Annotated in this window: 25 protein-coding genes; 20 read left to right on the forward strand and 5 right to left on the reverse strand. The window is 62.8% G+C overall.

What is annotated here, in order from left to right; genetic code table 11:
• Position 1 precedes the first annotated feature (1 nt).
• The 4 genes from WDX12_RS16975 (at position 2) to WDX12_RS16990 (ending at position 5,211) form a co-directional block, all read left to right on the forward strand.
• Positions 2-772, forward strand: coding sequence for a lytic transglycosylase domain-containing protein (locus WDX12_RS16975; protein ID WP_434721296.1), 771 nt, complete (start codon positions 2-4; stop codon positions 770-772).
• A 243-nt stretch (positions 773-1,015) separates the two neighbouring features.
• On the forward strand, positions 1,016-2,755 hold the full coding sequence (locus tag WDX12_RS16980; RefSeq protein ID WP_434721297.1) for a relaxase/mobilization nuclease domain-containing protein: 1,740 nt from the start codon (positions 1,016-1,018) through the stop codon (positions 2,753-2,755).
• Positions 2,756-2,778: 23 nt separating this feature from the next.
• On the forward strand, positions 2,779-4,767 hold the full coding sequence (locus WDX12_RS16985) for a conjugal transfer protein TraG (protein WP_434721298.1): 1,989 nt from the start codon (positions 2,779-2,781) through the stop codon (positions 4,765-4,767).
• A gap of 3 nt (positions 4,768-4,770) precedes the next feature.
• Entirely contained in the window at positions 4,771-5,211 is a 441-nt protein-coding gene (locus WDX12_RS16990; protein WP_434721299.1) for a CopG family transcriptional regulator, read from the forward strand.
• A 102-nt stretch (positions 5,212-5,313) separates the two neighbouring features.
• Here the strand turns inward: WDX12_RS16990 and WDX12_RS16995 are convergent, their stop codons facing one another.
• Entirely contained in the window at positions 5,314-6,354 is a 1,041-nt protein-coding gene (locus WDX12_RS16995; protein ID WP_434721300.1) for a GSU2403 family nucleotidyltransferase fold protein, read from the reverse strand.
• A 486-nt stretch (positions 6,355-6,840) separates the two neighbouring features.
• Here WDX12_RS16995 and trbB point away from each other — a divergent pair, with 486 nt between their 5' ends.
• Genes trbB through WDX12_RS17050 form a run of 11 tightly spaced genes read left to right on the forward strand, consistent with a single transcriptional unit; the run spans position 6,841 to position 16,610 of the window.
• Positions 6,841-7,824 carry a P-type conjugative transfer ATPase TrbB gene (gene trbB / locus WDX12_RS17000; RefSeq protein WP_434721301.1) on the forward strand — a complete coding sequence of 328 codons (984 nt, stop codon included), beginning with the start codon at positions 6,841-6,843 and terminating at the stop codon, positions 7,822-7,824.
• Entirely contained in the window at positions 7,821-8,153 is a 333-nt protein-coding gene (locus tag WDX12_RS17005) for a TrbC/VirB2 family protein (protein WP_434721302.1), read from the forward strand. Before trbB ends, WDX12_RS17005 begins: the two co-directional genes overlap by 4 nt.
• A complete protein-coding gene (locus tag WDX12_RS17010; protein WP_434721303.1) occupies positions 8,153-8,434 on the forward strand; it encodes a VirB3 family type IV secretion system protein in 282 nt (93 codons plus the stop codon). Before WDX12_RS17005 ends, WDX12_RS17010 begins: the two co-directional genes overlap by 1 nt.
• Positions 8,435-8,445: 11 nt before the next feature.
• Positions 8,446-10,953, forward strand: a complete 2,508-nt coding sequence (trbE, locus tag WDX12_RS17015; protein WP_434721304.1) for a conjugal transfer protein TrbE — start codon at positions 8,446-8,448, stop codon at positions 10,951-10,953.
• A complete protein-coding gene (gene trbJ / locus WDX12_RS17020) occupies positions 10,950-11,696 on the forward strand; it encodes a P-type conjugative transfer protein TrbJ (protein ID WP_434721305.1) in 747 nt (248 codons plus the stop codon). The genes trbE and trbJ overlap by 4 nt, the downstream gene beginning before the upstream one ends.
• Before the next feature lie 18 nt (positions 11,697-11,714).
• Positions 11,715-12,065, forward strand: a complete 351-nt coding sequence (gene trbK-alt / locus WDX12_RS17025; RefSeq protein ID WP_434721306.1) for a putative entry exclusion protein TrbK-alt — start codon at positions 11,715-11,717, stop codon at positions 12,063-12,065.
• A complete protein-coding gene (trbL, locus tag WDX12_RS17030) occupies positions 12,062-13,471 on the forward strand; it encodes a P-type conjugative transfer protein TrbL (protein WP_434721307.1) in 1,410 nt (469 codons plus the stop codon). The genes trbK-alt and trbL overlap by 4 nt, the downstream gene beginning before the upstream one ends.
• Positions 13,471-14,160 carry a conjugal transfer protein TrbF gene (trbF, locus tag WDX12_RS17035; RefSeq protein ID WP_434721308.1) on the forward strand — a complete coding sequence of 230 codons (690 nt, stop codon included), beginning with the start codon at positions 13,471-13,473 and terminating at the stop codon, positions 14,158-14,160. Before trbL ends, trbF begins: the two co-directional genes overlap by 1 nt.
• The gene (gene trbG / locus WDX12_RS17040) at positions 14,157-15,215 is read left to right on the forward strand and encodes a P-type conjugative transfer protein TrbG (protein ID WP_434721309.1); all 1,059 of its coding nucleotides are present in this window, start codon (positions 14,157-14,159) and stop codon (positions 15,213-15,215) included. The genes trbF and trbG overlap by 4 nt, the downstream gene beginning before the upstream one ends.
• On the forward strand, positions 15,215-16,369 hold the full coding sequence (locus WDX12_RS17045) for a TrbI/VirB10 family protein (RefSeq protein ID WP_434725653.1): 1,155 nt from the start codon (positions 15,215-15,217) through the stop codon (positions 16,367-16,369). The genes trbG and WDX12_RS17045 overlap by 1 nt, the downstream gene beginning before the upstream one ends.
• 1 nt (position 16,370) lies before the next feature.
• Positions 16,371-16,610, forward strand: coding sequence for a DUF2274 domain-containing protein (locus tag WDX12_RS17050; RefSeq protein WP_434721310.1), 240 nt, complete (start codon positions 16,371-16,373; stop codon positions 16,608-16,610).
• Between the two features lie 129 nt (positions 16,611-16,739).
• On the opposite strand, the gene WDX12_RS17055 is transcribed toward WDX12_RS17050, so the two are convergent.
• From WDX12_RS17055 to WDX12_RS17070, 4 genes are all read right to left on the reverse strand, one after another.
• A complete protein-coding gene (locus tag WDX12_RS17055; RefSeq protein WP_434721311.1) occupies positions 16,740-17,756 on the reverse strand; it encodes an ABC transporter substrate-binding protein in 1,017 nt (338 codons plus the stop codon).
• 117 nt (positions 17,757-17,873) lie between these two features.
• Complete coding sequence (locus tag WDX12_RS17060; RefSeq protein ID WP_434725654.1) at positions 17,874-18,668, reverse strand: ABC transporter permease; 795 nt, start codon at positions 18,666-18,668, stop codon at positions 17,874-17,876.
• A 61-nt stretch (positions 18,669-18,729) separates the two neighbouring features.
• Entirely contained in the window at positions 18,730-19,563 is an 834-nt protein-coding gene (locus WDX12_RS17065) for an ABC transporter permease (RefSeq protein ID WP_434721312.1), read from the reverse strand.
• A gap of 59 nt (positions 19,564-19,622) precedes the next feature.
• Positions 19,623-20,735 carry an ABC transporter ATP-binding protein gene (locus tag WDX12_RS17070; RefSeq protein WP_434721313.1) on the reverse strand — a complete coding sequence of 371 codons (1,113 nt, stop codon included), beginning with the start codon at positions 20,733-20,735 and terminating at the stop codon, positions 19,623-19,625.
• Positions 20,736-20,978: 243 nt separating this feature from the next.
• On the opposite strand from WDX12_RS17070, the gene WDX12_RS17075 reads away from it, so the two are divergent.
• From WDX12_RS17075 to WDX12_RS17095, 5 genes are all read left to right on the forward strand, one after another.
• Complete coding sequence (locus WDX12_RS17075) at positions 20,979-21,665, forward strand: GntR family transcriptional regulator (protein ID WP_434721314.1); 687 nt, start codon at positions 20,979-20,981, stop codon at positions 21,663-21,665.
• A 102-nt stretch (positions 21,666-21,767) separates the two neighbouring features.
• Positions 21,768-23,123, forward strand: coding sequence for an aspartate aminotransferase family protein (locus WDX12_RS17080; RefSeq protein WP_434721315.1), 1,356 nt, complete (start codon positions 21,768-21,770; stop codon positions 23,121-23,123).
• Entirely contained in the window at positions 23,123-24,838 is a 1,716-nt protein-coding gene (locus WDX12_RS17085; protein ID WP_434721316.1) for an acetolactate synthase catalytic subunit, read from the forward strand. Before WDX12_RS17080 ends, WDX12_RS17085 begins: the two co-directional genes overlap by 1 nt.
• Positions 24,835-25,608 carry an SDR family oxidoreductase gene (locus tag WDX12_RS17090; protein WP_434721317.1) on the forward strand — a complete coding sequence of 258 codons (774 nt, stop codon included), beginning with the start codon at positions 24,835-24,837 and terminating at the stop codon, positions 25,606-25,608. Before WDX12_RS17085 ends, WDX12_RS17090 begins: the two co-directional genes overlap by 4 nt.
• A 15-nt stretch (positions 25,609-25,623) precedes the next feature.
• Entirely contained in the window at positions 25,624-26,328 is a 705-nt protein-coding gene (locus WDX12_RS17095; RefSeq protein ID WP_434721318.1) for a winged helix-turn-helix transcriptional regulator, read from the forward strand.
• Positions 26,329-26,378 lie beyond the last annotated feature (50 nt).

Genomic DNA, 26,378 nt, shown 5'->3' on the forward strand with positions numbered 1-26,378 from the left:
CGTGTCCGCGCGCCGCCGGTCAATCGACAACCAGGGCCCGCGGGCGCCGCTTCGCGCGGCCGCTCGCTCGGTGCTCGCGCTGCTTAGCGGGCTCTGCCTCTCATGCGTCATTTCCGCGAATGCGTTGGCGCAGAGCCCGTCGGTCGTCAAACCGGCGGCGCGCAACTACGAGGTCCACATAGCGGAGGCGGCGAAACGCTTCCGCCTTCCCGCGGCCTGGATCCGCGCCGTCCTTGGCGCCGAGAGTGCGGGCGATCAGCGCGCCATATCGCGCAAGGGCGCCATGGGTCTCATGCAGATCGTGCCCGAGACCTGGTCGGAACTGCGCGTCCGCTACATTCTGGGCAGAGATCCTTACGATCCGCGCGACAACATCATCGCGGGCTCCGCCTATATCCGCGAGCTGTTGGATCGCTACGGATCGCCCGGCTGGATTGCTGCCTACAATGCAGGTCCCGGACGCTATGAGGCCTCATTGCAGGGGCGTCGGCTGCCTCGCGAAACGCGCGCCTATGTCGCCGCGGTAATGGCCGCGATCACCAGCGGCGGCGCCGGCAAACCCCTTCGCCCGGGAGTTGCCGCGCCGTCTGGCTGGAGGCGCGCACCGCTCTTTTCCACGCGATCGGACGGCAAGGCGGCCAATCAGTCGATGCCGCCCGGGAGCCCGCGCGGTGACACAGCAACGGCAGGGCCGGTGCAAGGCCTGTTCGACGTCGCGGTTCCGTCAGCCGGCTTGTTTATTCCCAAGGCGAGCGAGAGGAGCGCGCCATGAACCGTCTCAGCGCTCTTCGCGTCAATTCGGGTTCCTGCGTGCCATGGCGGGCGCGGGGGATGGGTGCAGCCAACACGGCCGGACGATGGCAAGATAAAAGAGCGCACATTGCGCGCCGGTCGGGGAGGGGGATTTGCCTGCCTTTCGGGCCGGGATCGCACATTGCTGCCCCTCAGCGCAATGTGGGCCGACTATCCAAGCCCATGTATATGCAGCTTCTTTTCCACATTGCGAGACAGCGCCATGGCCGATGAGCGCGGGTTTCGCATTCGGCCAGGCCGCATTCGCTCGAACCGCGCTCAAGCTGCGCGGCCATTCATCGCCCAGGCATTAGCCGCTGCGAAAAAGGCCGGCGGCGGCGTCTCGCGCCTGGGCCGGATCGTTCCCGCAAAGCGGTCCCGATTTGGTCGTGGTCAGCGCGCCAGCATCCAGGCCAATCGCCTCATCACATCGCGCTCGCGCGGCGCCGTCGTGAAGGCGCGCGTCGTTCGCCATTCGGCGCGCTCGGCTCCGCTCGGTACCCACCTCAACTACCTGCGGCGTGAGGGCGTAACCCGGGACGGGGAGAAGACGCGGTTGTTCGGGCCGGAAACAGGCGATGCCGATGGCACGGCCTTCGCCGCGCGCGCCCAGGACGACCGGCACCATTTCCGCTTCATCGTCTCCCCGGACGACGCCCTTGAGATGGCCGACCTCAAGTCCTTCACGCGCGATCTGGCCGGCCAGATGGAGAAGGATCTTGACACCAAGCTCGACTGGGTGGCGGTCGATCACTGGAACACCGAGCATCCGCATATTCATCTCATCGTGCGTGGCGTGCGCGACGATGGCCAGGACCTGGTCATCTCGCGGGACTACATCAAGGAAGGGATGCGCGACCGGGCTCGTGATCTGATTACCCAGGAACTGGGGTTGCGCAGCGATCTCGACATCCGCCGCACCCTCGAAAGTCAGATCCGTTCCGAGCGCTGGACACAACTTGATCGTCAGTTGCTCCGCGACGCCCGTGGCGCCGGCGTCATCGATCTCGCCCCAGATCCTGGTAGGCAACCAGACGAGTATCACGCGTTGAAGGTCGGCCGTCTGCACAAGCTCGAAGGCCTTGGTCTTGCCGATCAGGTCCGGCCCGGCCGGTGGGTAATTGACGATAAGGCTGAGACGACGCTTCGTGAGCTCGGAGAGCGTGGCGACATCATCAAGCGCATGCACCGCGCGCTCGCCGGGCAAGGCATCGAGCGCGGCTCGGCAAGCTATGTGCTCGCCGCTGAAAGTCTCCACACATCCGTTATCGGCCGGCTTGTCGATCGCGGGCTCGATGACGAACTGAGCGGCACCGCCTATGCCGTGGTCGACGGCGTCGACGGTCGTACCCATCATGTCAGACTTCCCGATCTGGAGGCGGCTGGCGACAGCGCACCAGGATCAATCGTCGAGCTGCGCAAGTTCGATGATGCGCGTGGCCAACCTCGGGTCGCGCTCGCAGTGCGCTCCGACCTCGATATCGATCGACAGATCACGGCGACGGGGGCGACCTGGCTCGATCGGCAGAATGTCGCGCGAGAGCCTGTCTCGCTCTCGGATGGCGGCTTCGGCGCGACAGTGCGCGAGGCTATGAACGCCCGCGCCGAACATCTGGTCGAACAAGGGCTCGCAGAGCGGCAAGGAAGGCGGGTCGTATTCACTCGCAGTCTGATCGACACGCTTCGCCGCCAGGAACTCGAGGCACTCGGTGAGAAGCTCGCGGCCGAGGGCGGCCTGCCCTTTAGTCGTGCCGCAAGCGGAAATCACGTCGCCGGCGTCTATCGCCAGCGCTTCGCGCTGGCCTCAGGCCGCTTTGCCATGATCGACGATGGCCTCGGCTTCCAGCTGGTGCCCTGGTCGCCTGCCCTCGAAAAACATCTCGGCCGGCATGTCTCCGGTGTCGCCAAAGATAGCGGCGGCGTCGACTGGAGTTTGGCTCGCAAGCGCGGGCTCGGTCTCTGACAACAGGAAGAAAGGGTGATGCCATGTCTGCCACGAAAATCCTCTGGGGCCAGATTCTCACCGTCTTCCTAATCGTCCTTTTGACGACATGGGTGGCCACGCAATGGACCGCATGGAAGCTCGGCTTCCAGGCTGAGCTCGGTCCGCCCTGGTTCGAACTCGCCGGCTTGCCCGTCTACTATCCGCCCGCTTTGTTCTGGTGGTGGTACTTCTACGACGCCTACGCCCCGGACATTTTCATGGAAGGCGGATTGATCGCAGTGTCCGGCGGCTTCTTGTCGATCATCGTTGCAATCGGCATGTCGGTGTGGCGGGCGCGCGAGGCAAAGAATGTCGCGACCTATGGTTCTGCACGCTGGGCTGAGAAGAAGGAGGTGCAAGCGGCCAGTCTGCTCGGCGCCGACGGTGTGGTCCTTGGGCGCTACAGGGATGACTACCTTCGCCACGATGGACCTCAGCACGTGCTTTGCTTCGCCCCGACGCGATCCGGCAAGGGCGTCGGTTTGGTGGTGCCTTCTCTGCTGACCTGGCCGGGCTCTGGCATCGTGCACGACATCAAGGGCGAGAACTGGCAGCTCACCGCCGGCTTCCGCGCCCTGCACGGCCGCGTTCTGCTCTTCGACCCAACCAATTCGAAATCATCAGCCTACAATCCCCTGCTGGAAGTCCGTCGCGGCGAATGGGAAGTCCGCGACGTCCAGAACATCGCCGACATCCTGGTCGACCCGGAAGGAAGTCTGGAGAAGCGCAACCACTGGGAGAAGACCAGCCATGCGCTCCTGGTCGGCGCGATCCTCCACGTCCTTTATGCCGAAAAGGACAAGACACTGGCTGGCGTGGCTGCCTTCCTTTCCGATCCGAAGCGCCCGATCGAATCGACACTGGCCGCCATGATGAAAACCGAGCATCTTGGATCGAGCGGCCCGCATCCGGTCATCGCCAGCGCCGCGCGCGAGCTGCTCAACAAATCGGACAACGAGCGCTCCGGCGTGCTGTCAACGGCAATGTCATTCCTCGGCCTCTACCGGGATCCTGTGGTTGCCGAGGTGACAAGGACCTGTGATTGGCGAATTGCCGACATCGTTGGTGGCGAACGACCGGCAACGCTCTATCTCGTCGTGCCGCCCTCGGACATCAATCGCACAAAGCCGCTCATTCGCCTTATCCTCAACCAGGTCGGCCGTCGTCTTACCGAGGACCTCCAGGCCGAGGGTCATCGCCACCGGCTTCTCCTCATGCTCGATGAGTTCCCGGCGCTCGGCCGCCTCGACTTCTTCGAGAGCGCGCTCGCCTTCATGGCTGGCTATGGGATGAAGAGTTTTCTCATTGCGCAGTCGCTGAATCAGATCGAGAAGGCCTACGGCCCGAACAACTCGATCCTCGACAACTGTCATGTCCGCGTGAGTTTCGCCACCAATGACGAACGTACCGCCAAACGCGTGTCCGACGCGCTCGGCACGGCAACCGAAATGCGGGCGATGAAGAATTATGCCGGCCACCGGCTCTCGCCCTGGCTCGGACATTTGATGGTGTCGCGGCAAGAGACCGCCCGCCAATTGCTGACGCCTGGCGAGATCATGCAGCTACCGCCGACCGACGAGATCGTCATGGTGGCGGGCACGCCACCGATAAGGGCAAAGAAGGCGCGCTACTATGAGGATGTCCGCTTCCGCGAACGTGTCCTGTCGCCGCCCGAACTGACCCGATCAGAAAAGGCCCGCCCTAACGACTGGAGCAGCCTACCGGTCCTGACCCGGCCCGAGGTGGCGGGAACCGGCGGCACTCTCCGGCTGGACGATGAAGATCCGACCGAATCCGAGCGGCGCCAACAAGCCGAACTCAACCGCGCAAGGGCTGTCGAGAAAGCGGCCCCGATCGAGAATGAGTTCGAGCTCGACCCCACCGATGACGATGGAGACGGTGACGCTGCCCGCAATCGTCGCCTCGCCCGCCTCATGCAGGGCGTTGCGCGGCAAGTTTCCCTCGATCCCAACGATGGCATGGAGTTGTAGGTCATGACCGATCGAAAGAAGAAAGCACAGATCTCCGTCTATCTCGATCAGACCATCATGAGGATGCTTGCCGACTATGCGGCGCGGCGGGATCAATCCCTGTCCATGATTGCTGAAGCCGCGATCGCTTCGTTCCTGTCGCCGGATGCCGATGAACGTCGCGAGGCTGCGGTCGCCAAACGCCTCGACCAGATCGACCGGCGGCTGGCACGGCAGGAGCGTGATACCGGCATTGCGGTTGAGACCTTGGCTGTGTTCATCCGCTTCTGGCTTGCGACCACGCCCGCCTTGCCGGAGCCGACTGCGCAAGCGGCGCGCGCCAAAGCCGGCGAACGCTACGATGCTTTTGTCACCGCGCTCGGCCGGCGGTTGGCGAAGGGGCCCAAACTGCGGCAGGAGATTTCGGAGGATGTCGATCGAGCGGCGTCGCCCGGTATCAGCTAGCTGTCGACGCGCAGGTGATCGAGGCGAGGTTCGGGTGAAGGGGAGGTCAATCGTCCGGCATCGACGGCGAGGCCCGCGCGCTTGGCCGCGCGGATTACGGCTTCAGCGCTTCAATGCCGTTGGCTCGAAGAGGTAGCGGGCTTCCTCGAAAACGGCCTGGGGAAGGACACGAAGCTCGTTGGCGTCGTAGGGGAGGTGTTCGAGATACTGCGCAGTCAGACGGGCGACTGCTTGCGCCTGGGCCAAGTCGCGGCGGCGCTTGATTGGCTCGCGATCTTGCTGCTTCGAAACCCAGAATTTGTGAGCAACGAATATTCTGGGATCGGGAACGACCACGCGTAGTGGTCCGCCTCTTGCATCGATCGCGATTGCTTCGAATGCTGGGGCATTCTCGAGCCATGCCAGGCCGGCGATCTCGGCCGCCACAAGTTCGTCGTCAGCTTTGCCAACGCTCGCGCGACCTTGCTTCCAAGGCGGATTCGCAGGCGGTTTGATCAGATCGACAAGATATCCATCGCGATTGACCGCCCGAAAAGTTGCGGATGAACGCTCGAACGACTGATCGACCTTGCGCAAGAGATTGATGAGCGTTCCATCCTCAATGTTGCCCTCAGCCATGATTCTGAGTGATTTGCGCGAATCCATCAGGAGATCGATGTCTTCGGTTGTGGTAATCCCCGGGTCCACAAAGACTCCGGCCGCTGCCTCGTAAGCGTAGATCGCGTTCGTTCCGGCAACACGAATGCCTTCGCCCAGAATACCGGCATCATCGAGCGCCCTGATGATCCTTGCGGCAATCAAAGGGACACGTCCAAGCCTGAGGGCCCGGTTGACAGCAGACTGGCGCGCTATTTGCTCCTGCCGCGCCGACAGGGTTTGTTGAGCGGACGCTCGAGATGCTTCCCATTCTGCTTTGTGAGCTTCCGTCGCTGGCGAGCGGCGCCCCTCCACCTTCTGGCGCCGTGCTCCAGTGGAATCGTAGTAGCTGCGCATCAGGTGCTCGCTGCCCTTTACCGTGTGCCAGACGAGGGATCCGCGAAAGCTCTTCGCCTTTTTCTGGGCTTCCATCAGTGCTGTGAACCGCTGGGCGGAATTGACCATTTCGCGTCGCTGGTCGTTATTTAGTTCAATAAAATCAGCCATATCAACACCAAGCCATGGATTGATAAGAAAGTGTTGCAACCGAAAATAACGGGTGGACCTGTCATTTGCAACAGTCGGCCAGAGAATCGACTGTAGGTGTTGATCCCATTGTAAAAATTAGGAAAATCGATCGCGCGAATGTGGCGCTCCGGCAGACACAGTTGCGCCGATATGGTGGGCGACCTGCCGGTCGCCGCACCATCTAAACAGATACTCGATGTCAGCAACGCTGCCTTTGCTGCGCGGGCGAATGACAAGCTCAAGGTCTAGGGCGGAGAGGGCGGCCTCAACGTGCGGAGCTGCATTGTGTGCGACCTTGAAAGCGCTTCGCATCGCAGGACGGTGACTGCGGCACCGCCGTTCTCCTGTATTCGCACGCCACGCTACTATGCCTCGATATACTTGTTGAAGCGCTCCGGAATCTGGCTCTTTTAATCATCCCCGACCGGGGACCGTCTGAGGTGTTCCCGACTGAAAGGGGACAGGATGGCGGCTTCGCTTAACAATACGGAAGGGCGTGCGCGCAGTTCACGCATGCTGCGAACGGCGCTCGGAGCCGCCATCACACGGTTCCTGGACGATCCCTCAATCGTCGAAGTGATGCTGAACCCGGATGGCCGGATCTGGGTGGACCGGCTGGCGGAAGGCTTGGCCGAGACGCGGGAGACGCTCTCGGCCGCCGACGGCGAGCGCATCGTGCGCCTGGTCGCCCATCATGTCGGCGCGGAAGTCCATGGTCGATCTCCGCGGGTCTCGGCCGAGTTGCCAGAGACCGGAGAACGCTTCGAAGGACTGCTGCCGCCGGTCGTCACCGCGCCAGCTTTCGCCATACGCAAACCCGCCGTCGCGGTGTTCACACTCGATGATTACGTCGCTGCAGGCGTCATGACTGCCGAACAGGCCGCGATGTTGCGGGCCGCCGTCGCCGCCCGCGCCAACATCCTTGTCGCCGGCGGCACATCGACCGGCAAGACCACGCTGACCAACGCACTGCTCGCTGAAGTGGCGAAAGGAAGCGATCGGGTCGTCATCATCGAGGACACACGCGAGCTGCAATGTGCGGCACGCAACCTCGTTGCCATGCGCACCAAGGAGGGTGTTGCGACACTCTCCGACCTGGTCCGGTCCTCGCTGCGCCTGAGGCCAGACCGCATCCCGATCGGCGAAGTCCGTGGCTCGGAAGCACTCGACCTGCTCAAGGCATGGAGCACCGGACATCCCGGCGGCATCGGCACCATCCACGCCGGCTCCGGCATCGGTGCGCTACGCCGCCTTGAGCAACTCATCCAGGAAGCTGTCGTCACCGTCCCGCGCGCGTTGATCGCCGAAACGATCGACCTCGTCGTCATCCTCTCGGGGCGCGGCGCCGCGCGGCGGCTCGTCGAGCTCGCCCGCGTCGACGGCCTCGGCCCGGGCGGCGACTACCGCATCTGCCAAGCCCACCTAGACAACACAGGAGACCATTCATGATCCGCGCGCTTGCCCGCAGCTACCGTCTTATGGCTACCGTATCCATCACCCTTTGCATCAACCTCATGCTCACGCCGGTCGCCAAAGCCGCCGGCTCGTCCATGCCGTGGGAAGAACCGCTTCAGAAAATCCTCCAGTCGATCGAAGGTCCGGTCTCCAAGATCATCGCCGTCATCATCATTATCGTAACCGGCTTGACGCTGGCCTTCGGCGATAGTTCCGGTGGGTTCCGGCGCCTGATCCAGATCGTGTTTGGCCTGTCGATCGCCTTCGCGGCGTCCAGCTTCTTCCTTTCGTTCTTCTCGTTCGGCGGTGGGGCGCTGATCTGATGGCGTCGGCTCTCGAACAGCCCGACGCAATGCCGGGTTTCACCGTTCGGGTCCATAGGGCGCTGACCGATCACATCCTGCTCGGTGGCGCACCTCGCTCCGTCGCGATCATGAACGGCACGCTTGCCGGAGCCATCGGCCTGGGCCTGCGCCTCTGGCTGCTCGGTATCGTCGTCTGGGCGATCGGGCATTTCGCTGCGGTCTGGGCCGCGAAGCGCGATCCGCTCTTCCTGGAGGTCGCACGTCGGCACTTGCGCCTTCCTGGTCATCTGTCGGTGTGAAGGGCGCTGCCATGATGAGTCTTGTTGAATACCGCCGCACTGCCAGCCGTCTCGCCGACTATCTGCCCTGGGTGGCACTCGTTGCTCCGGGTGTCGTGCTGAACAAGGATGGCTCGTTCCAGCGCACCGCGAAGTTCCGCGGTCCCGATCTCGATTCCGCCGTCGCAGCCGAGCTGGTCGGCGTCGCCTCACGCCTCAACAACGCCCTCCGTCGCCTTGGTTCCGGCTGGAGCATCTTCGTCGAGGCGCAGCGCCACGAGGCAGCGACTTATCCCTTGAGCAAGTTTCCCGATTCGGCTTCCGGTCTGGTCGATGCTGAGCGCAAGGCCGACTTCGAGGAGGAAGGCGTCCATTTCGTTTCAAGCTATTTCCTCACCTTCCTGTTTCTGCCGCAGGCAGAAGAAGCCGCGCGTGCACAGATGTGGCTTTACGAAGGGCGCGAACAGTCAGGTGTCAACCCTCACGAGATACTGCGCGCCTTTGTCGACCGCACGGATCGTACACTCGCCTTGCTCGACGGTTTCATGCCGGAATGCCAATGGCTCGATGATAGCGGCACGCTGACTTATCTGCATTCAACCGTCTCGACCAAGCGCCATCGCGTCCGGGTTCCCGAGACGCCGATCTATCTCGACGCGCTACTGGCCGATCAAACGCTGACCGGCGGGCTGGAGCCGCGCCTTGGCGACCAACATCTTCGCGTGCTCACGATTGTCGGCTTTCCAACCGCAACGACACCCGGCCTCCTCGATGAGCTGAACCGGCTCGCCTTTTCCTATCGATGGTCGACACGCGCGATCCTGCTCGACAAGACCGATGCGACGAAGCTGCTGACCAAGATCCGAAGGCAATGGTTTGCCAAGCGCAAGTCGATCGCGGCGATACTGAAAGAGGTCATGACGAACGAGGCGTCCGCGCTTGTGGACACGGACGCGACCAACAAGGCGGCTGACGCCGACATGGCCTTGCAGGAACTCGGTGCCGACATGGCGGGCATGGCCTACGTCACCGCGACCGTCACGGTCTGGGATGTCGACCCTGGTGTGGTGCAAGAGAAGCTGCGCCTCGTAGAAAAAGTCATTCAGGGCCGCGATTTCACGGCCATGGCCGAAACCGTCAATGGCGTCGACGCGTGGCTCGGCTCGTTGCCTGGACATGCCTACGCCAATGTCAGACAGCCGCCCATCACGACGCTCAATCTCGCCCACATGATTCCGCTGTCCGCGGTGTGGGCGGGGCCGGAACGGGACGAGCATTTTGGTAGTCCCCCCTTGCTTTACGGCAAGACCGAAGGCTCGACCCCGTTCCGGTTGTCCTTGCATGTCGGCGATGTCGGACACACGCTTGTCGTCGGACCGACCGGCGCCGGCAAATCAGTTCTGCTTGCGCTGATGGCGCTGCAGTTCCGCCGCTATGCAGGCAATCAGGTCTTCGCCTTCGACTTCGGCGGCTCGATCCGAGCCGCGACGCTCGCCATGGGCGGCGAATGGCAGGACCTTGGCGGCAATGCGGTGCGCCATCGCGACGACGATGATCCGCTTATCGGGCTCGCGCTCGCCGACCTCACCGATGACGCAACCCCCGTTTCCCTCCAGCCACTCGCGGGCATATATCACACACCGGAGCGAGCTTGGGCCGCGGACTGGTTGGTCGACATACTCGCGCGCGAGGGCGTTGTTGCCACCCCGGAAGTCAAAGAGCACCTTTGGTCGGCGCTCACCTCGCTCTCATCTGCTCCAGTCGAAGAACGGACGCTGACGGGCTTGTCCGTTCTTCTGCAGTCGTCGGTGCTGAAGCAGGCGCTGAAGCCTTACTGCATTGGCGGGCCATATGGCCGGCTGCTCGACGCTGAGCACGAGCATCTGCGCAAGGCGTCCGTCCAGGCCTTCGAGACCGAGGGTCTGATCGGCACGGCGGCAGCACCTGCCGTGCTCGGCTATCTCTTCCATCGCATCGAGCAGCGGATGGACGGCCGCCCGACCTTGCTCATGATCGACGAGGGTTGGCTCGCCCTGGACGACGGCAGCTTCGCGAACCAGCTCCGCGAATGGCTGAAGACGCTTCGCAAAAAGAACGCCTCCGTCATCTTCGCCACCCAGTCGCTGTCGGACATCGACGGCAGCAAAATCGCGCCAGCCATCGTCGAGAGCTGCCCTACGCGACTGTTCCTGCCGAACGAGCGCGCGATCGAGCCGCAGATCGCGGCGATCTATCGGCGCTTCGGCCTGAACGACCGTCAGATCGACATCCTTGCGCGGGCCATACCAAAGCGCGACTACTACTGTCAGTCGCGGCGCGGCAACCGCCTCTTCGAGTTGGGGCTCGGGCCCATCGCGCTGGCGCTTTGCGCGGCGTCGTCGAAGTCCGACCAGGCCGCCATCGATCGCATCCTCACCGAGGCTCCCCGCCAACACTTCCTTGCGGCCTGGCTCACGCATCGCAGCCTCGCATGGGCCGCCGATCTCATTCCCGATCTCACCAACGTCATCGACCAATCCGCAGAGGAGTCCTCGCCATGAGACCCGTTCCCGTCCGTATTCGTATCTGCCGTCTGGCCTTGGCAGCAATCATTGCCGGCACCGCCCTGACCGTGCAGCCGGCTTACGCGCTGATCGTCTTCGATCCAAGGAACTATGCAGAAAACCTGCTCTCCGCCTCGCGCGCGCTGGAGCAGATCAACAATCAGGTCGCCTCGCTTCGGAACGAGGCGCAAATGCTGATCAACCAGGCGAGGAACCTCACCTCGCTGCCGACCTCGATGCTCGGCCGCATCGAGGGAAATTTCGCTCATATGAAAGCTCTGCTCGGGCAGGCGCAAAGGCTTGCTTACAGCGTTCAGGACATCGAGCGGCAGTTCAAGGACACCTACCAGAACTTCGGGTCAAACCTCTCCGACCGACAGTTGGTCGACGGCGCCCGGGAGCGCTGGCAGGGTTCCGTCTCGGCCTTCGAGGACGCGCTCAAAACCGGCGCGGTCGCCGTCGGCAGTATCGACGACACGCGGCAACAGACGAGATCGCTGGTCGACGCCAGCCAGGCGGCCGTCGGCGTGCTGCAGGCGACGCAGGCCGGCAACCAGTTGCTCGCAGTGCAGGCGAGCCAGATCGCCGATCTCACGGCGATGCTGGCCGCGCAGGGGCGCGCGAACGCATTGGAGTCTGCGGGCCGCGCCGCTGCGCAGGAGCAGGCGCGCGAGCAGTTCAGCCGCTTCATGGCCGGGAGCTCCTACCGCGCGGCCACCGTCAAGATGTTCCACGACTGAGCGGGCGCCATCATGAACATGAAGATCGCCGCCCGGACGCTTGCCGTCCTCGCCCTTGTCGCCGCCATGACAGCCGCCATCATGGCGCTGCGAGACCACGGCACGGAGGATGCCACCTCCCACAGCCTCCGACATCCGGGCGGCGAGCCTGCCAATCTTGAACTCACCCGTTGCCGCGATCTCGGCATCGCGGCCGTCCGCGATGATGGCTGCAAGAGGGCGTGGGCCGAGAGCCGGCGCCGTTTCCTCGGCCTTGACGGCTCCAATCGCCCTTTCATGCCGGCGCTGGAGCGTTTTGGCGAGGACGCCCAGACGAGAATGCCTCTGGAGCCGGCTAATCCGTCTGTCAGCCAGCCGGTGTCGCCATGAACAATACGGGGATTATCGACCAGTTCCTGGAGACGTTCACCCGCTACATCGATTCCGGCTTCGGACTGCTGGGCGCAGATGTGGCGTTTCTCAGCTCCACTCTCATCGTGATCGACATCACGCTGGCCGGTCTGTTCTGGGCCTGGGGCGACGACGGGGACGTGCTCCAGCGGCTCGTCAAAAAGACGATCTATATAGGCTTCTTCGCCTTCGTCATCGGTAACTTCAATCGTCTCGCCGGCATCGTCTTCGAGAGTTTTTCCGGCCTTGGCCTGAAGGCGGGCGGCTCGTCGCTTTCCGGCTCCGCGCTCCTCCAGCCGGGCCGCGTGGCGCAGGTGGGTATCGACGCCGGCAATCCCATTCTGAACGCCGCTGGCGAGTTGATGGGCTACGTCTCCTTCTTCGAGAACTTTGTCCAGATCATTGTGCTCATGGCAGCCTGGGCGATCGTTCTGGTCGCCTTCTTCGTCCTTGCGGTCCAGATCTTCGTCACGCTGATCGAATTCAAGCTGACCACGCTTGCCGGCTTCGTGCTGATCCCCTTTGCGCTGTTCAACAAGACGGCATTCCTCGCTGAAAAGGTGCTCGGCAACATCGTCGCCTCCGGCGTCAAGATACTGGTGCTTGCCGTCATCGTCGGCATTGGCTCGGGTCTGTTCAACCAGTTCACCGCCGGCTTCGGCGGCAACCAGCCTTCCATCACCGACGCGTTGTCTCTGGTTCTTGGCGCGCTGGCCTTGATGGGGCTGTCGATCTTCGGCCCCGGCATCGCGACGGGGCTTGTCTCCGGCGCGCCGCAGCTTGGTGCCGGTTCGGCGGTTGGAACCGGTCTTGCCGCGGCCGGCCTGGGTGCGGCCGGCTACATGGGCACACGCGCCGGCGTCGGTATGGCCACAAGCGCGTTCGGCGGCGCGGCGCGCGGTGGTGCTGCCCTGGCTGGCGGTGTCCAGACCGCCTACGGTCTTGGCGATTCATCGGTGGGAACATCCGGGACAGGCGGCGGCGCTGCCGCATTCGCCGGCGTCGCCAAGGCGGGAGCCGGTCTTGTTCTCAACCGGGGCAGGCAAGCCGCCGCGCGCGCTTCTGAATCGATGCGTTCCAGCTACCATTCCGGACAGGCCGCCGCGTGGAAGGCGACCGGCGGCAAGAACGAGGTCAATCCCGGCCATACCGACGCGCCCAGCGGCCACCCGGTCTCCGGTGCTTCGCCGACCGCTGTTGCCGGCCCGGGCGCTGTCGGAGGCTCCGGTTCTGAAACCGCACAGCAGTCGCCGCCCGAATGGGCCAGGCGCATGAAGCGCGGTAGCTCCATCAATCATGGCGTCAGCACCGCTGCCCATACCGTCCGTTCCGGCGACCACGGCGGCGGCTCGATGTCCGTCAATCTCAAACAGGATGATCGCTGATGAATTTGTTCCGACGACCCTCCATGCGCTATTCCCGCACGCCAGAACCGGAAACGCCGTACCAGAAGGCAGCACAGGTTTGGGACGACCGGATCGGCTCCGCGCGTGTGCAGGCAAAGAACTGGAGGCTCATGGCCTTCGGCTCACTCCTGCTCGCCGGCGGTTTCGCTTCCGCGCTCGTCTGGCAATCGACGCGAGGCAGCATCGTGCCATGGGTCGTCGAAGTCGACAAACTCGGCGCAGCGGCAGTCGTTGCGCCGGCCGTCTCTGATTATCGCCCGACCGATCCGCAGATCGCCTGGCATCTCGGCCGCTTCGTCGAGCAGGTTCGCTCGATCGCCGCCGATCCGATCATCGTGCGCCAGAACTGGCTACGCGCGTATGAGTGGACCACCGACCAGGGCGCCGCGGCGCTCAATGACTATGCTCGTTTGAACGAGCCCTTCGCCAAGGTCGGCAAGCAGCAGGTCGCGGTAGAAGTCTCCTCAGTCATCCGCGCCTCTGCGGACTCCTTCCGCGTCGCCTGGACCGAGCGTCACTACGAAAACGGCCAGCTCTCCACCACCGAGCGCTGGACGGCGATCCTGACCATCGTGGTCCAGCCGCCGCGGGATGCCGAAAAGCTTCGGGCCAATCCGCTCGGCATCTACGTCAACGCCATCAACTGGTCTCGGGAGTTGGGCCAATGATCCCGCCATTCCGCATGGTCGCCGGTCCGGCTTTTGGCAAATATGCGCTCGTGGCGGGCCTTTTCTCGGCGACAGTTCTCGCCGGCTGCGCGACGCCGCGGAAGTCGCCACAGATCACGTACGACGTCAGTGTGCCGCCCCTTCCGGCCATCCCCTCGGCCGTGACAGATGAGAGGCCAAAGCCGCTGCACATTCCGCCTTCCTGGACGCCGGCTCGTGGTGGCACCGCCGCAATTACGCCGGCCGGACGCGTCGAGAACGCCAATGCGGCCGCGCGCGTCCAGCCACGGCGCGAGGGCTACTACAACGCGATCCAGATCTTTCCCTGGAGCGAAGGAGCGCTCTATCAGGTCTATGCGGCACCTGGGCAGATCACCGACATCGCGCTCGAGCCAGGTGAAAATCTGACCGGTACGGGCCCGATCGCGGCCGGTGACACAGCCCGTTGGATCATCGGCGACACCGAAAGCGGATCTGGTGTCACTCGGCGCGTCCACGTGCTGGTAAAGCCCTCACGCGCCGACATCACCACCAATCTCGTCATCTCCACCGATCGGCGCACCTACATGGTCGAGCTGCGCGCAGCTGAGAAACCTTACATGCCCGCCGTGGCATGGGCCTATCCAGCACCCCCGGCCGGACAGCGGCAGGCGGTTCCCGCGGCGCCAGCCATCCCCGCAGTCGCGGCGCGAAACTATCGCTACAACCTCACCGGCGACACGCCGCCGTGGAAGCCGGTCGGCGCCTATGACGATGGCCGGCGTGTCTATATCGAGTTTCCTCGTGGAATCGTGCAGGGCGAGATGCCGCCCATCTTCGTCATCGGCCCCGACGGCGAACCCCAGATCGTCAACAGCCGCGTCTACCAAAACATCCTGATCGTCGACCGCCTCTTCGGCGCGGCCGAATTACGTCTTGGCAGCGGCAAGCGGCAGGAAACCGTCCGGGTCGTGCGCACCAACGCAAAGAGGGTCGGTAGATTGTCGTGGATGCCGAGCTCCACGGCCAATTCGAAGACCATGAACACCCCCAGTCAGAGGGGAGGACAAGGCTGATGATCGGAAAAGAAACCGCCGCTGCACCGATGCGGCTTCGCGCCGAACCACCGCGGGTCACCCGGCTGTCGCGCAAGGTGCTCGCCGGTATCGGCTTTGTCGCGTCGCTCGGCGTCGGCGTGGCGGTGATCTACGCCTTCCAGGTCAGCGACAAAGACGTCAGCGGCGAGGAGCTTTATTCGACGAACAATCGGCAAACCGCCGATGGTCTCGCCGGTCTGCCGCGTGACTACACTGGCCCGGTCCTTGGGCCGCCGCTGCCTGGCGATCTCGGCCGGCCGATCCTCGATGCCCAGAGCAAGGGACAGCCCGTGCTGCAGCCGACTGTTGGGGGAGCCACGATCGACGAAGGGGAACAACGCCGGCGAGCAGAAGAGGAGGCGGCCAGGACGTCGAGCGTGTTCTTTCAGACTGGGGCGCGTGCGACAGCAGCCGTCGAAACGGCTGGACGCACAGCAACGCTGGACCTTGCCAGTCCCGACCTCACCGGCCTGCCCGGTCAGCCAATGGCGTCGGACCGCCAGCTTGCCTTCCTCAACGCGGCCGTCGATCGGCGCACTGTGGCGCCGGATCGCGTCGTGCCACCGGTGTCGCCTTATGTGCTTCAGGCTGGAGCGATCATCCCGGCTGCGCTCATCACCGGCATCCGCTCCGATCTGCCGGGCCAGATCACTGCGCAGGTGACTGAGAATATCTACGACAGTCCGACCGGACGCATCCTGCTCATACCGCAGGGCACCCGCATCATCGGCCAATACGACAATGATGTCGGATTCGGACAACGCCGGGTGCTGCTCATCTGGAACAGGCTGATCTTGCCCAATGGCCGCTCCATAGTCTTGGAGCGTCAGCCTGGGGCCGTTGGCCAAGGCTATGCCGGGCTCGAAGATGGCGTCGACTACCACTGGGGCGAATTGTTCAAGGCGGCTGCGCTCTCCACCCTGCTTAGCGTCGGCGCTGAGGCGGGCTCATCCGGCCAGGAGAGCGACGTCACGCGCGCCCTGCGCCGCGGCGCTTCCGACAGCATCAGCCAAGCCGGCCAGCAGATCGTCGAGCGTCAGCTCGACATCGCACCGACACTGACCATCCGCCCGGGTTTCCCCGTGCGCGTTCTTTTAACCCGCGATCTCGCGCTTGAGCCCTATGGAGACTGATATGGGGAAGCTAAAACTCGGTCCGATTGCGGACGACAAGCCAGTCAAGGTGACGGTGGACTTCCCAGCAGCGCTACATCGCGACCTTACGCGCTACGCCGAAATCCTCGGCCGAGAGACGGGAAACCCTCCCGCAGATCCGCTACGCCTGATCGTCCCCATGCTGGAACGGTTCATTGCGACGGATCGGGCCTTTGCGAAGGAGAAGCGCTCTAGCGGAGGATCAAGACCGAAAGGCTGATGCCTGCAGGTTGCTGCCGTTGCTCAGTCGAAGCTTAATCGGAAGGCATGACCCGGCGCCGCTCCCGGCGCCGGATGATCAAGGCTCTGCTTGGGCGAGATCCATCGGCGGACTATGATTTGACCCCAGCTATCGGATCCAGTTGTTCCAGCGTTCCAGGAGCATGGGCGCATTCGCGTTGATCCATTCAGCGTCGGGCACGACGATCGAATTGCGGATATCGTCTGCGCCGGGCATCGTCTTGCGCGCCTGATCAGACATCAACGAAATTGCTTCAGCGCTTGGCGGCGTGCAGGACAGAACCTCGCAGGCCTGCGCCTGTACCTTTGGCGAATTGAGCCAAAACGCGATCAGCCTGAGCGCATTGTCGCGATGGGGTGCGCCTTTGATGAGCGAAATCCGATCGCCGACCAGGAACGACGCCTTGCTGGACCATGCAATCGGCAGGCCCTCGCTTTGCATCGCCTTTGCCCTCGTCAGCCAGATCTGGCCCAGCGAATACTCGTCATTGCGGAAGCCTTGCACGCTTTGATCGCCGGTCTTCCACCACAGCGTGATCGCCGGTCGAATCTGATCGAGCTTGGCCAGTGCGCGGTCGACATCGAGCGGAAACAATTTGTCCTTGGCGACGCCGTCTGCGAGCAAAGCGGCCGCCATCACGCGCCAGGGGTCATCGAAGTTCGGGAAGGCTCGCCCGCCCGGGAACTTCTTCGTGTCCCACATGTCCGCCCAGGTTTCGGGAGCCGGCTCGCCCGCCTTGCCGGTCCGGTAGGCGAGGAGGGTGGCAGTCGATTGCAGCAGCGCGCCGCCGGGAGCGCATGCGTTTGGACTGAGGTCCTTTCGGCTCGCGAATTGCTGGCAGAACCCACTCAGATCCTGGGTCGCCCGACGATGCGCCTCGGAAACCGCCTGGATTTCGCCATCGAGATAAAGGTCCCACGTGACATTTCCGGCCTTCACCATCGCGCTCGCCTTGGCGCGCATCTCGGCGTTCGTGGCAACGACGGTCACGACCTCGATGCCGGTCTCCTTGGTGAAGGGATCAAACCATGCCGCCTTAAGTGCCCGGTCATAGGCGCCTCCTGTCGAGGCGATGACCACCTGCTCTGTAGCCGACGCCTGGTTCAGGGACATGGCAAGCGGCATCAGACATGCGAAGGCACATCTCGAGAGCCGATGCTGGACGGCAGACGAGCGAATCCAAGTGGACGACATGGTGCGATTCTCCCTTTTTGATTTGATGTTTTTCGATTGGATCGGGCGTTACCGTCCGTCATGCGGCCGGCCAAATATGTGCGCCAGCGCCATGAGCAGCAGCGAAAGCCCGACGAAGGTCGTCGAGGCAGCCGCAATCACCGGCGTGAGGTTGAAGTCGATGTCCTCGAACATCTTGCGGCCGATCGATTTGCCGTTGATGTCCGAAATGAAGAAGGCCACGGTCGCCTCGTCGAAGGACGCAAGGAAAGCAAAGACCGAAGCCGCGAAGATGCCAGGCGCGATATTGGGGAGCACAATCTGAAAAAAGGCCTGCACACGGTTTGCTCCACAGCTCAAGGCGGCGAGTTCCAGGGCTGGATCAAATCGCTGCAGCGACGCACTGACGGTAATCACCACATACGGCACCGCAAGAACGGTGTGAGCCACAAGGAAGCCCGGAAAGCTTCCCGTGAGCTGCAGGGGCGAAAAGACCAGGTAGAGGGCGACACCCAATACGATGTGTGGGACGATCATCGGACCAAGAGATATCGCCAGGAGCGTGTTCTTGAAGGGCAGGTTCCCACGCACGAGAGCCAGCGACGTCATGGTTCCAACGACGGTGGCGCTTAGCGTGGTCGCCATGGCTATCTTGAAGCTGAACCACGTCGCAGCCATCCAGTCGGGATCGCTAAAGAACGTTCGGTACCAATCCAGGGTCAACCCGCGCGGCGGAAACCGCAGATAGTCGGTCTGGCTGAGCGACATCGGCACGATGAGCAGCGTCGGCAAGACAAGGAAGAACAACACCGTTGCGACGATCAGCCCTCCGCCAAGCAGCGCCCCAGACCTGCGGAGCCGCAAGGGAGCCGTCCGATGGTATCGTCCTGCGCTCACCGGCAATGCAGGCAGTCCGGGCGACTGATCAATAAACACTGGACAATCCCTTGCTGAAGGAAAGCGACTTCCGAAATGCGGCGACGATCAGAAGTGTGATGGCCAGCAGAACGGTCGACAGTGCCGCCGCGAAGGGCCAATCGAGCAGGACGGTGGTCTGTTGTCCGATCAATGAGGCCATCATCATCGATTCAGGCCCGCCCACCAAAGCAGGCGTGATGTAGAAGCCAAGCGCAAGCACGAAACACAGGATGGCCCCGGCAAACACGCCGGGCAGGCTCAGTGGCAGCGTCACAAGAAAGAAGGCCTTGACCTTTCCGGCTCCAAGATTGTGCGCCGCCCGGACATAATCAGTGGGAACTGCCCGAAGAGTCGAGAAGATCGGCAGAATGGCAAACGGCAGCAGGACGTGCGTCATTGCGACGATCACAGCGCCTTGCGTGTAAAGCAGCTTGATCGGTGCTTGCGTCAGCCCTTCCGAGACGAGGAGAGAATTTATGAGGCCGTTGCGCTGGAGAAGAACGATCCATGCATAGGAGCGGATCAGAACCGACGTCCACAAGGGGATGAGAACGCATGCGGCTGTGATTGCCGCGGCGCGCTTCCTGAGCCGCGCCATTGCGAGCGCGACGGGGTAGCCCAGCAAAACGCAAGCAAATGTGACCGAAACCGCAGTCACGATGCTGCTTGCAAGCACCGTCGCATAAAGCGGCTCTCGCAACAGGCGACCATAGGTCGCCGACGGACCTGCCGAGAGACTGAGCATGATCAGTCTGAGCAGCGGATAGAGAAATCCGATCGCGAGGATCGAGATGGCAGGGGCTATCAGAACCCAGGACACTGCGGGGGAGTAGCTTCGCATTGAGCGAGCCCGCGGCCGCCCCTTCATCCGTGACGATCGTGAGGAGGGTTGCGGCTGCCTCATGCGGCGAGCCTTTGCCATGCCGGAAACGCCTGCAGCATCGCTTCGTCGAGGGCTACCGCAACCTCAGCGCCTCGCTCGAGGCCGGTTGTTTGATCGGCCGGTATCTGCACGCGCAGCACAACGTTCGGCAGTGCTTGCGGGCGGACCAGGAGAATCTGCGTCGGTCCAACAAAGATGGAGGCCTCAACTGCGCCGGCCAACATTCCGGCCGGTTTGTCCGCCCTTGGCGCCAACCTGATGTGCTCGGGCCGGATGGCGAGGCATACGGGACTACCCTTGGATGGGGCCGCCAGTCTCCAGCCCGGTTTCGCTTTCAGCACGATGCCATCGGCAACTTGAATGACATGCGTCCCGGCTTCGCAGCCGACAAGAACGCCCGGCACGAAGTTCATGGTTCCGATGAAGTCCGCAACGAAAGCGCTGCTTGGGCGGCGGTAGAGTTCGGCCGGTGTTCCAATCTGTAGTAATGAGCCGCGATCCATGACCGCGACGCGATCCGACAGCGTCAGAGCTTCCTCCTGGTCGTGCGTCACATAGATGACAGTAGCGCCGAGCCGCTCCTGGATGCGCTTGATCTCGATCTGCATAGCCTCGCGCAGCTTCTTGTCGAGCGCTCCGAGCGGTTCGTCCATCAAGATGACGGGAGGGTCGAAAACGAGCGCGCGGGCCACCGCCACGCGCTGCTGCTGACCGCCCGACAGTTGGCCTGGATAGCGATCCCCATACTGCGGCAGCTGGACCAGCTCGAGCATGTTCTCGACGCGCGCAGCGATCGCAGATTTCGCGGCTCTGCGACGCATTTTGAGCGGAAATGCGATGTTCTGTCGGACCGTCAGGTGCGGAAACAGGGCGTATTTCTGAAAAACCATTCCGATGTTGCGAAGATTGGGCGGCAGATGGGTGATGTCCTTGTCGCCGATGCGGATAGCCCCGCTGGACGGAGGCTCGAAGCCGGCGATCAACGTCAACAGTGACGTCTTGCCCGATCCGGAGGGGCCGACGATGGAGACGAATTCGCCCGCCCCGATTTCCAGATCGATTTCGTTCACCGCAGCGATATCTCCGTAGCTCTTGCAGAGCCTGGAAAGGGTCAGTGCCTGGCCAATCAATGCTGCCTCCTCTCTTGGTGGAGCAGGGTCCAGCGTTGCGTTGGGTCCCGGGCGCGGCAATCGCAATCCGGCGCCTCCGCCGCTTCGAACCGTGCTCCCGGGAACCGTCGTTCCGCCACTCGTGACAGACGCCGAGAGCGCTGCTAAATAAGAAATTGATGCGACAATCTCTTTGCAAAAACTTCACATAATGTTTTTGTTGCATCAAAAAATGGGGACTGTCAACAGAGATTGGATGGAATTGTGCTGGATCTGAAGATCGCGGCGGCTAGCGGCGGGCAGGGCGCCAGCCTGGGAGATGCCGCCTATCGGGAAATGAAAGAGCGACTGATCCGGGGGAAATACCGGCCAGGCTACAAAATGACGGTTCGCGCCGTCGCTGAGGAATTGGGGGTGAGTTCGACGCCGGCGCGCGACGCCATCAACCGGTTGACCAGCGAAGGCGCACTGGTTTACGCGGGGCCCAAGACCGTCATCGTGCCTGTCCTGGGTGAGCTGGACCTCAAAGAGCTGACGACGATAAGGATTGCCTTGGAGGGGCTTGCTTCCGAGAAGGCTGCGCCGTCTGGCTCAGAGCAACACGTTGAAGTTCTTGGTCAAATTCAAGGCAGGATAAGCGCGGCCCTCGATGCCGGCAATTACGACGAGGCGTTGTGGCACAACAAGGAATTCCACTTCCATGTCTATGAGATGGCCGGCCTTCCGCATCTGATTACGATGATCGAAAGCCTGTGGCTGCGCGTTGGTCCCTCGCTCTACAACCTCTATCCGGAGTTCGCCCAGGAGCGAAGCGGCGTGCGAAACCATCAAATGGCGATAGAAGCGCTTGCCGAGCGGGATGGCGCCGCATTGCGGGCGGCATTCGAGAACGACATTCGCGACGGCTACCGGCTGTTGCGACTCGCAGCAAGGCGCGCTGCTCGCGCCTGATCCGATTTTTGTTGCATGGACTTGACGTGTCGCAATTTTGTTGCAACAAACTTGCGAAGTTCGCACGAAGGCGAACCTGAATTCCCACGGAAAGTCCCAACCATGCTCTCGCAGAACGCCAATACGGGAAGGCCGGCGCCTGATCGCACCCGCTCGTCCAATCTCTATCGCCGTGGTCAGCGGGTGTTTCCCGCGGGCGTCACACGGGCGACCATCGAGAAAGATCCTCTACCCATTTTTCTTGAGAGAGGCGAGGGCGCCTATGTCGTTGATGTCGACGGCAATCGGCTCCTCGATCTCAACAACAATTTCACGACCTTGATCCACGGACATGGCTTCGGCCCCGTGGTCGAAGCTATCGGTGACGTGCTGCGGCAGGGCACGTGTTTTGCCAATCCCATGGAGCATGAGATCGCGCTCGCCGAACTTTTGGTGTCGCGCATTCCTGCCATCGAGCACGTGCGCTTCGTAAACAGCGGGACCGAAGCGGTGATGTATGCCCTGAAGGCGGCGCGCGCCTTCACCGGACGCTCGTCGATCGTACGCTTCGAAGGCGCCTACCACGGGGGCTACGACTGGGCCGAAGCCGGCCAGAACGGCGTCGGCGAGAGCGGGGTGTCGGGAAGGCGCCTGCCGAAGCTCGGCTACAGGGGGGCGCCCAAGGCCATCGCCGACAGCGTGATCGTCCTTGATTTCAACGACGCCTTGGGCCTCGAAGCGGCCATCGCTCCGGTCGCGACTGACATCGCCGCCATCCTCATGGATCCGATGCCCAGCCGGGCCGGGCTGCTTCACCCGTCTGCTGATTTCATTGCCGCACTTCCCGCGACGGCGCGCAGACACGGCATCCTGATCGTTGCCGACGAGGTTCTGAACTTGCGCCAGGGCTTTGCCGGCGCCTCGGCGCGTTACGGACTGCAGCCCGACCTGGTCGCTGCAGGAAAGATCATCGGCGGCGGCTTTCCGATCGGCGCCATCGGCGGCCGGGCCGACGTCATGGCAGTCTTTGGCACTGACGACAGAACGCCGCTCGTCTCACAGGGCGGCACATTTTCTGCGAATCCTGTCTCGATGATCGCCGGCCGGATTGCAATGGAAGCTTTGACACCCGATGCCTTCGACCGTTTGGAGGAACTGGGTGATCGGGTGCGAAGCGGTTTGGCGCAGGCGATCTCAACAAGGGGAGCATCGTTTTCGGTCTCCGGAGCCGCGTCGTTGTTTCGCATCCATCCAAAGATAGACGTGCCGGCAACCTACAAGGCAGCGCAGATGTCGGCGCAGGAAGCTGCAACCATGCGCGCTTTGAGCAGACATTTCCTCGCCAGCGGAATCCTGTTGCCGTTCGGCGCGGCTGCCTGCCTTTCGACACCCATGACGGCCGCGGAGATGGACCGGGTTGTCGCCGTTTTCGATGACTTCCTTGCCCAATGTGAGCCAAGCGATGGAGACAAGCAATAATGCACGTGACTGTCACCAAGAGCACCGTCGCTGATCGGATCGCGGACGCGCTGAAGCGGCACGGCGTGGAAATGATCTTTGCCCAGAGCTTGCCGTCGGCCGTCATCCTGGCGGCCGAAGCGCGGGGCATTCGTCAGATCGCCTATCGGCAGGAAAACATGGGTGGCGCAATGTCTGACGGCTATGCGCGGGTCTCCGGCAAGGTCGGTGTGGTTGCGGCCCAAAACGGCCCCGCGGCGGCCCTTCTGGTGGCGCCATTGGCCGAGTGCCTGAAGGCAAGCATTCCTGTGGTAGCGCTTGTCCAGGATGTCGAACGCGACCAGACCGATCGCAATGCCTTTCAGGACTTCGACCAGATTGCCCTGTTTCAGTCCTGCACGAAGTGGGTCAGGCGCCTGACCGTTGCGGAAAGGGTCGACGACTATATCGATGCGGCCTTTACCGCCGCCACCTCCGGCCGATCCGGGCCGGTCGCCCTGCTTCTGCCAGCGGATTTGCTTCGATCGCCGGTGGCCGAGCAAGACCGGCCTCGCGCAAGCTGCCTTGGCCGCTGGCCGCTCGATCACTCGAGACCGTCGGACACTGATCTGCTGCGGGTCGCCGAACAGATAGCCAGCGCGCTCTCGCCGGTGATTGTTGCCGGCGGCGGCATTCATTGCAGTGGAGCGGCTGAGGAACTGGCGCGCCTTCAGGAAGAGGCGAGCATTCCCGTTTTCACGACCAATATGGGAAAAGGCGCGGTCAGCGAACGCCATCCGCTGTCGGCCGGAGTTCTCGGCGCGTTGGTTGGCCCGTGCTCGCTCGGTTTCTACAGCCGCCAACTGATCGAGGAAGCCGATCTCGTTGTGCTTGTCGGCACACGCACCAACCAAAACGGCACCGACAGCTGGCGCCAGATTCCGAAGTCAGCGAGCATCGTCCATATCGATATCGACCCGACCGAAGTGGGCCGTAACTATGAGGCAACCCGTCTGGTCGGTGACGCAGCCGAGACCCTGGCCGCGTTGCGGGAGGCATTGTCGAAGCGCGACCTGACACTCCGAAAAACTTTGCGGGCGGTGGTCGAGGCAAAGATTGCGACCTTCTGGGAGCAGTTCGAGCTGGCGAGTGAACCTCGACGGACATCGCCCCAGTCGCCGATCCGGCCCGAACGCATCATGGCGGGGCTGCAGCGATTTCTTGAAAGGGACATCACCATCGTCGCGGATGCCAGCTATTCCTCGATGTGGGTCCTTGGACAATTGCGAGCCCCGCGCGTCGGAGCGCGCTTCATCAGCCCACGGGGACTGGCGGGACTGGGATGGGGATTGCCGCTGGCGCTGGGCGCCAAGGCCGCTCATCCCGATCGTCCAGTCGTGGCGGTCGTCGGCGATGGAGGGTTTGCGCACAGCTGGGCGGAGCTCGAGACGATGGTGCGGATGAATCTGCCGGTTACGGTCATCGTTCTCAACAATGGAATACTGGGCTTTCAGCGCGACGCCGAGACCGTGAAGTTCGGGAGCTACACCTCCGCATGCCATTTCTCGGCGGTGGATCATGCCGGCATTGCCGAAGCTTGTGGGTGCCCTTCGGCTCGAGTGGATAGCCCAGAGCAGCTCCCTGCGGCATTGAAACGCGGCATCGAGGGTGGTGGCCCGCTTCTCATAGAGGTCATGACGGACCCGGACGCGCACCCGCCCTTGTCCCTGTTTGCGGAGATGGACAAGGCAGCATGACCGACCTTTCTCAACGCGTTGCCGTCGTGGCTGGCGGCAGCTCGGGCATTGGCCTTGCGACGGTTTCGAGCCTGCTGGAGCACAACATCAAAGTCGCCTTCTTTGGTCAAAGTTCCGGGCATGTTGAATTGGCAAAAGAGAAGCTGTCGGCGCGCGCAGACGCGGCAAACATTCTGGCCCGCACCGTCGATGTGACGGAGCGCTCTCAGATACAAAGGTTCTTCGATGAATTGGCGAACCTCTGGGCAATGCCGGACATCTTCGTCTACAGTGCGGGCATCTCGCCAAAGGGAGAGCGCGGTGCGACGCCTTTTGTCGAGGTCTCGTCAGAGGAATGGCAGCTGGTGCAGGCCGTCAATGTCACGGGTGCGATGCTGTGCTGCCAAGCGGTCCTGCCACACATGGTCGAGCGAGGGTTCGGCCGTATCGTTCTGGTAGGCTCTGTTGCCGGTCGCACCATTCCCAGGATCGCTGGGGCCGCCTACGTCACCTCGAAGGCGGCGCTCTCCGGCTTGACCAGAGTGCTCGTAGCCAACAGTGCAGGGCGGGGTATCACCGTCAACCTCGTGGCGCCCGGTCGCATCGCTACTGACATGGCCGGGCCGCCAGACAGCGAAACCAACCGCTCGGCGCTAGCCCGAATTCCGGTCGGGCGCCTCGGCAAGCCAGACGATGTCGCCGCGGCAATCCGCTTCCTAGTTTCCGACAGCGCCGGTTTCATCAATGGCGCGACCTTGGACGTCAACGGCGGAGAATTTGCTCCGCTGTGAGGCCGGAGGGACAGGATGGAATTTCGCATTCTGATCTATTCTCAAGATGCGCAACTGTTCCTGCTTCTCCAGCACGTCCTGGCGACCGAAGGTTTCGTCGCTTCACTCGCCGTCGCGGTGAATGACACGCTGAAGTTGGTTTCGAATGATCGTGTCCGAGCGATCGTCGTCGACAGCTCCACAAATTGCTCGGATTTGCACTCGCTTAGGGCCAAACACCCGCAAGTCAGCTTCATTGTGCTTTCAAACCAGTCCGAGGCGCCGAAGGAATTCTGCAGTGTGGCCGACGCGGATCTCGTCCTGACCCGACCATTCAACCCATCTGTCCTCATCCATTTCCTTCGCCGCTTGCGGGTAGAAGCGGTGGTGACCAAACAAGGCATTAGGTCCGTCGAAACCGTGCTGCGATTTGCCGATCTGGAGATGAATGCGACGACTGTGACGGTGCGTCGGAGCGGTCATGATGTCCCGCTCACGGCCCTGCAGTTTCGACTTCTGCGGCACCTCCTGCAGAATCCCGAGATCGTTCAGTCTCGGGAGGCTTTGATTACGGCGTGCTGGCCGCGGGATGCTGAAGTCGAACCGAGGACGGTAGACATCCACATGGGCCACATACGCAGGGCGCTTAAGAAGCTTGGACCAGATCTGATCCGAACCGTGCGCTCACATGGGTATGCACTGGCTGCCGAGACGTCGTCCGATGGTTCACCGTTGGCTTGACGCCCAGAGCGACCGCAACGAGCGGGGCCTCATCTCGGTCGGCGCCGGGT

It is taken from the genome of Mesorhizobium sp. RIZ17 (assembly GCF_051127865.1).
Classification (GTDB): Bacteria; Pseudomonadota; Alphaproteobacteria; order Rhizobiales; family Rhizobiaceae; genus Mesorhizobium; species Mesorhizobium humile.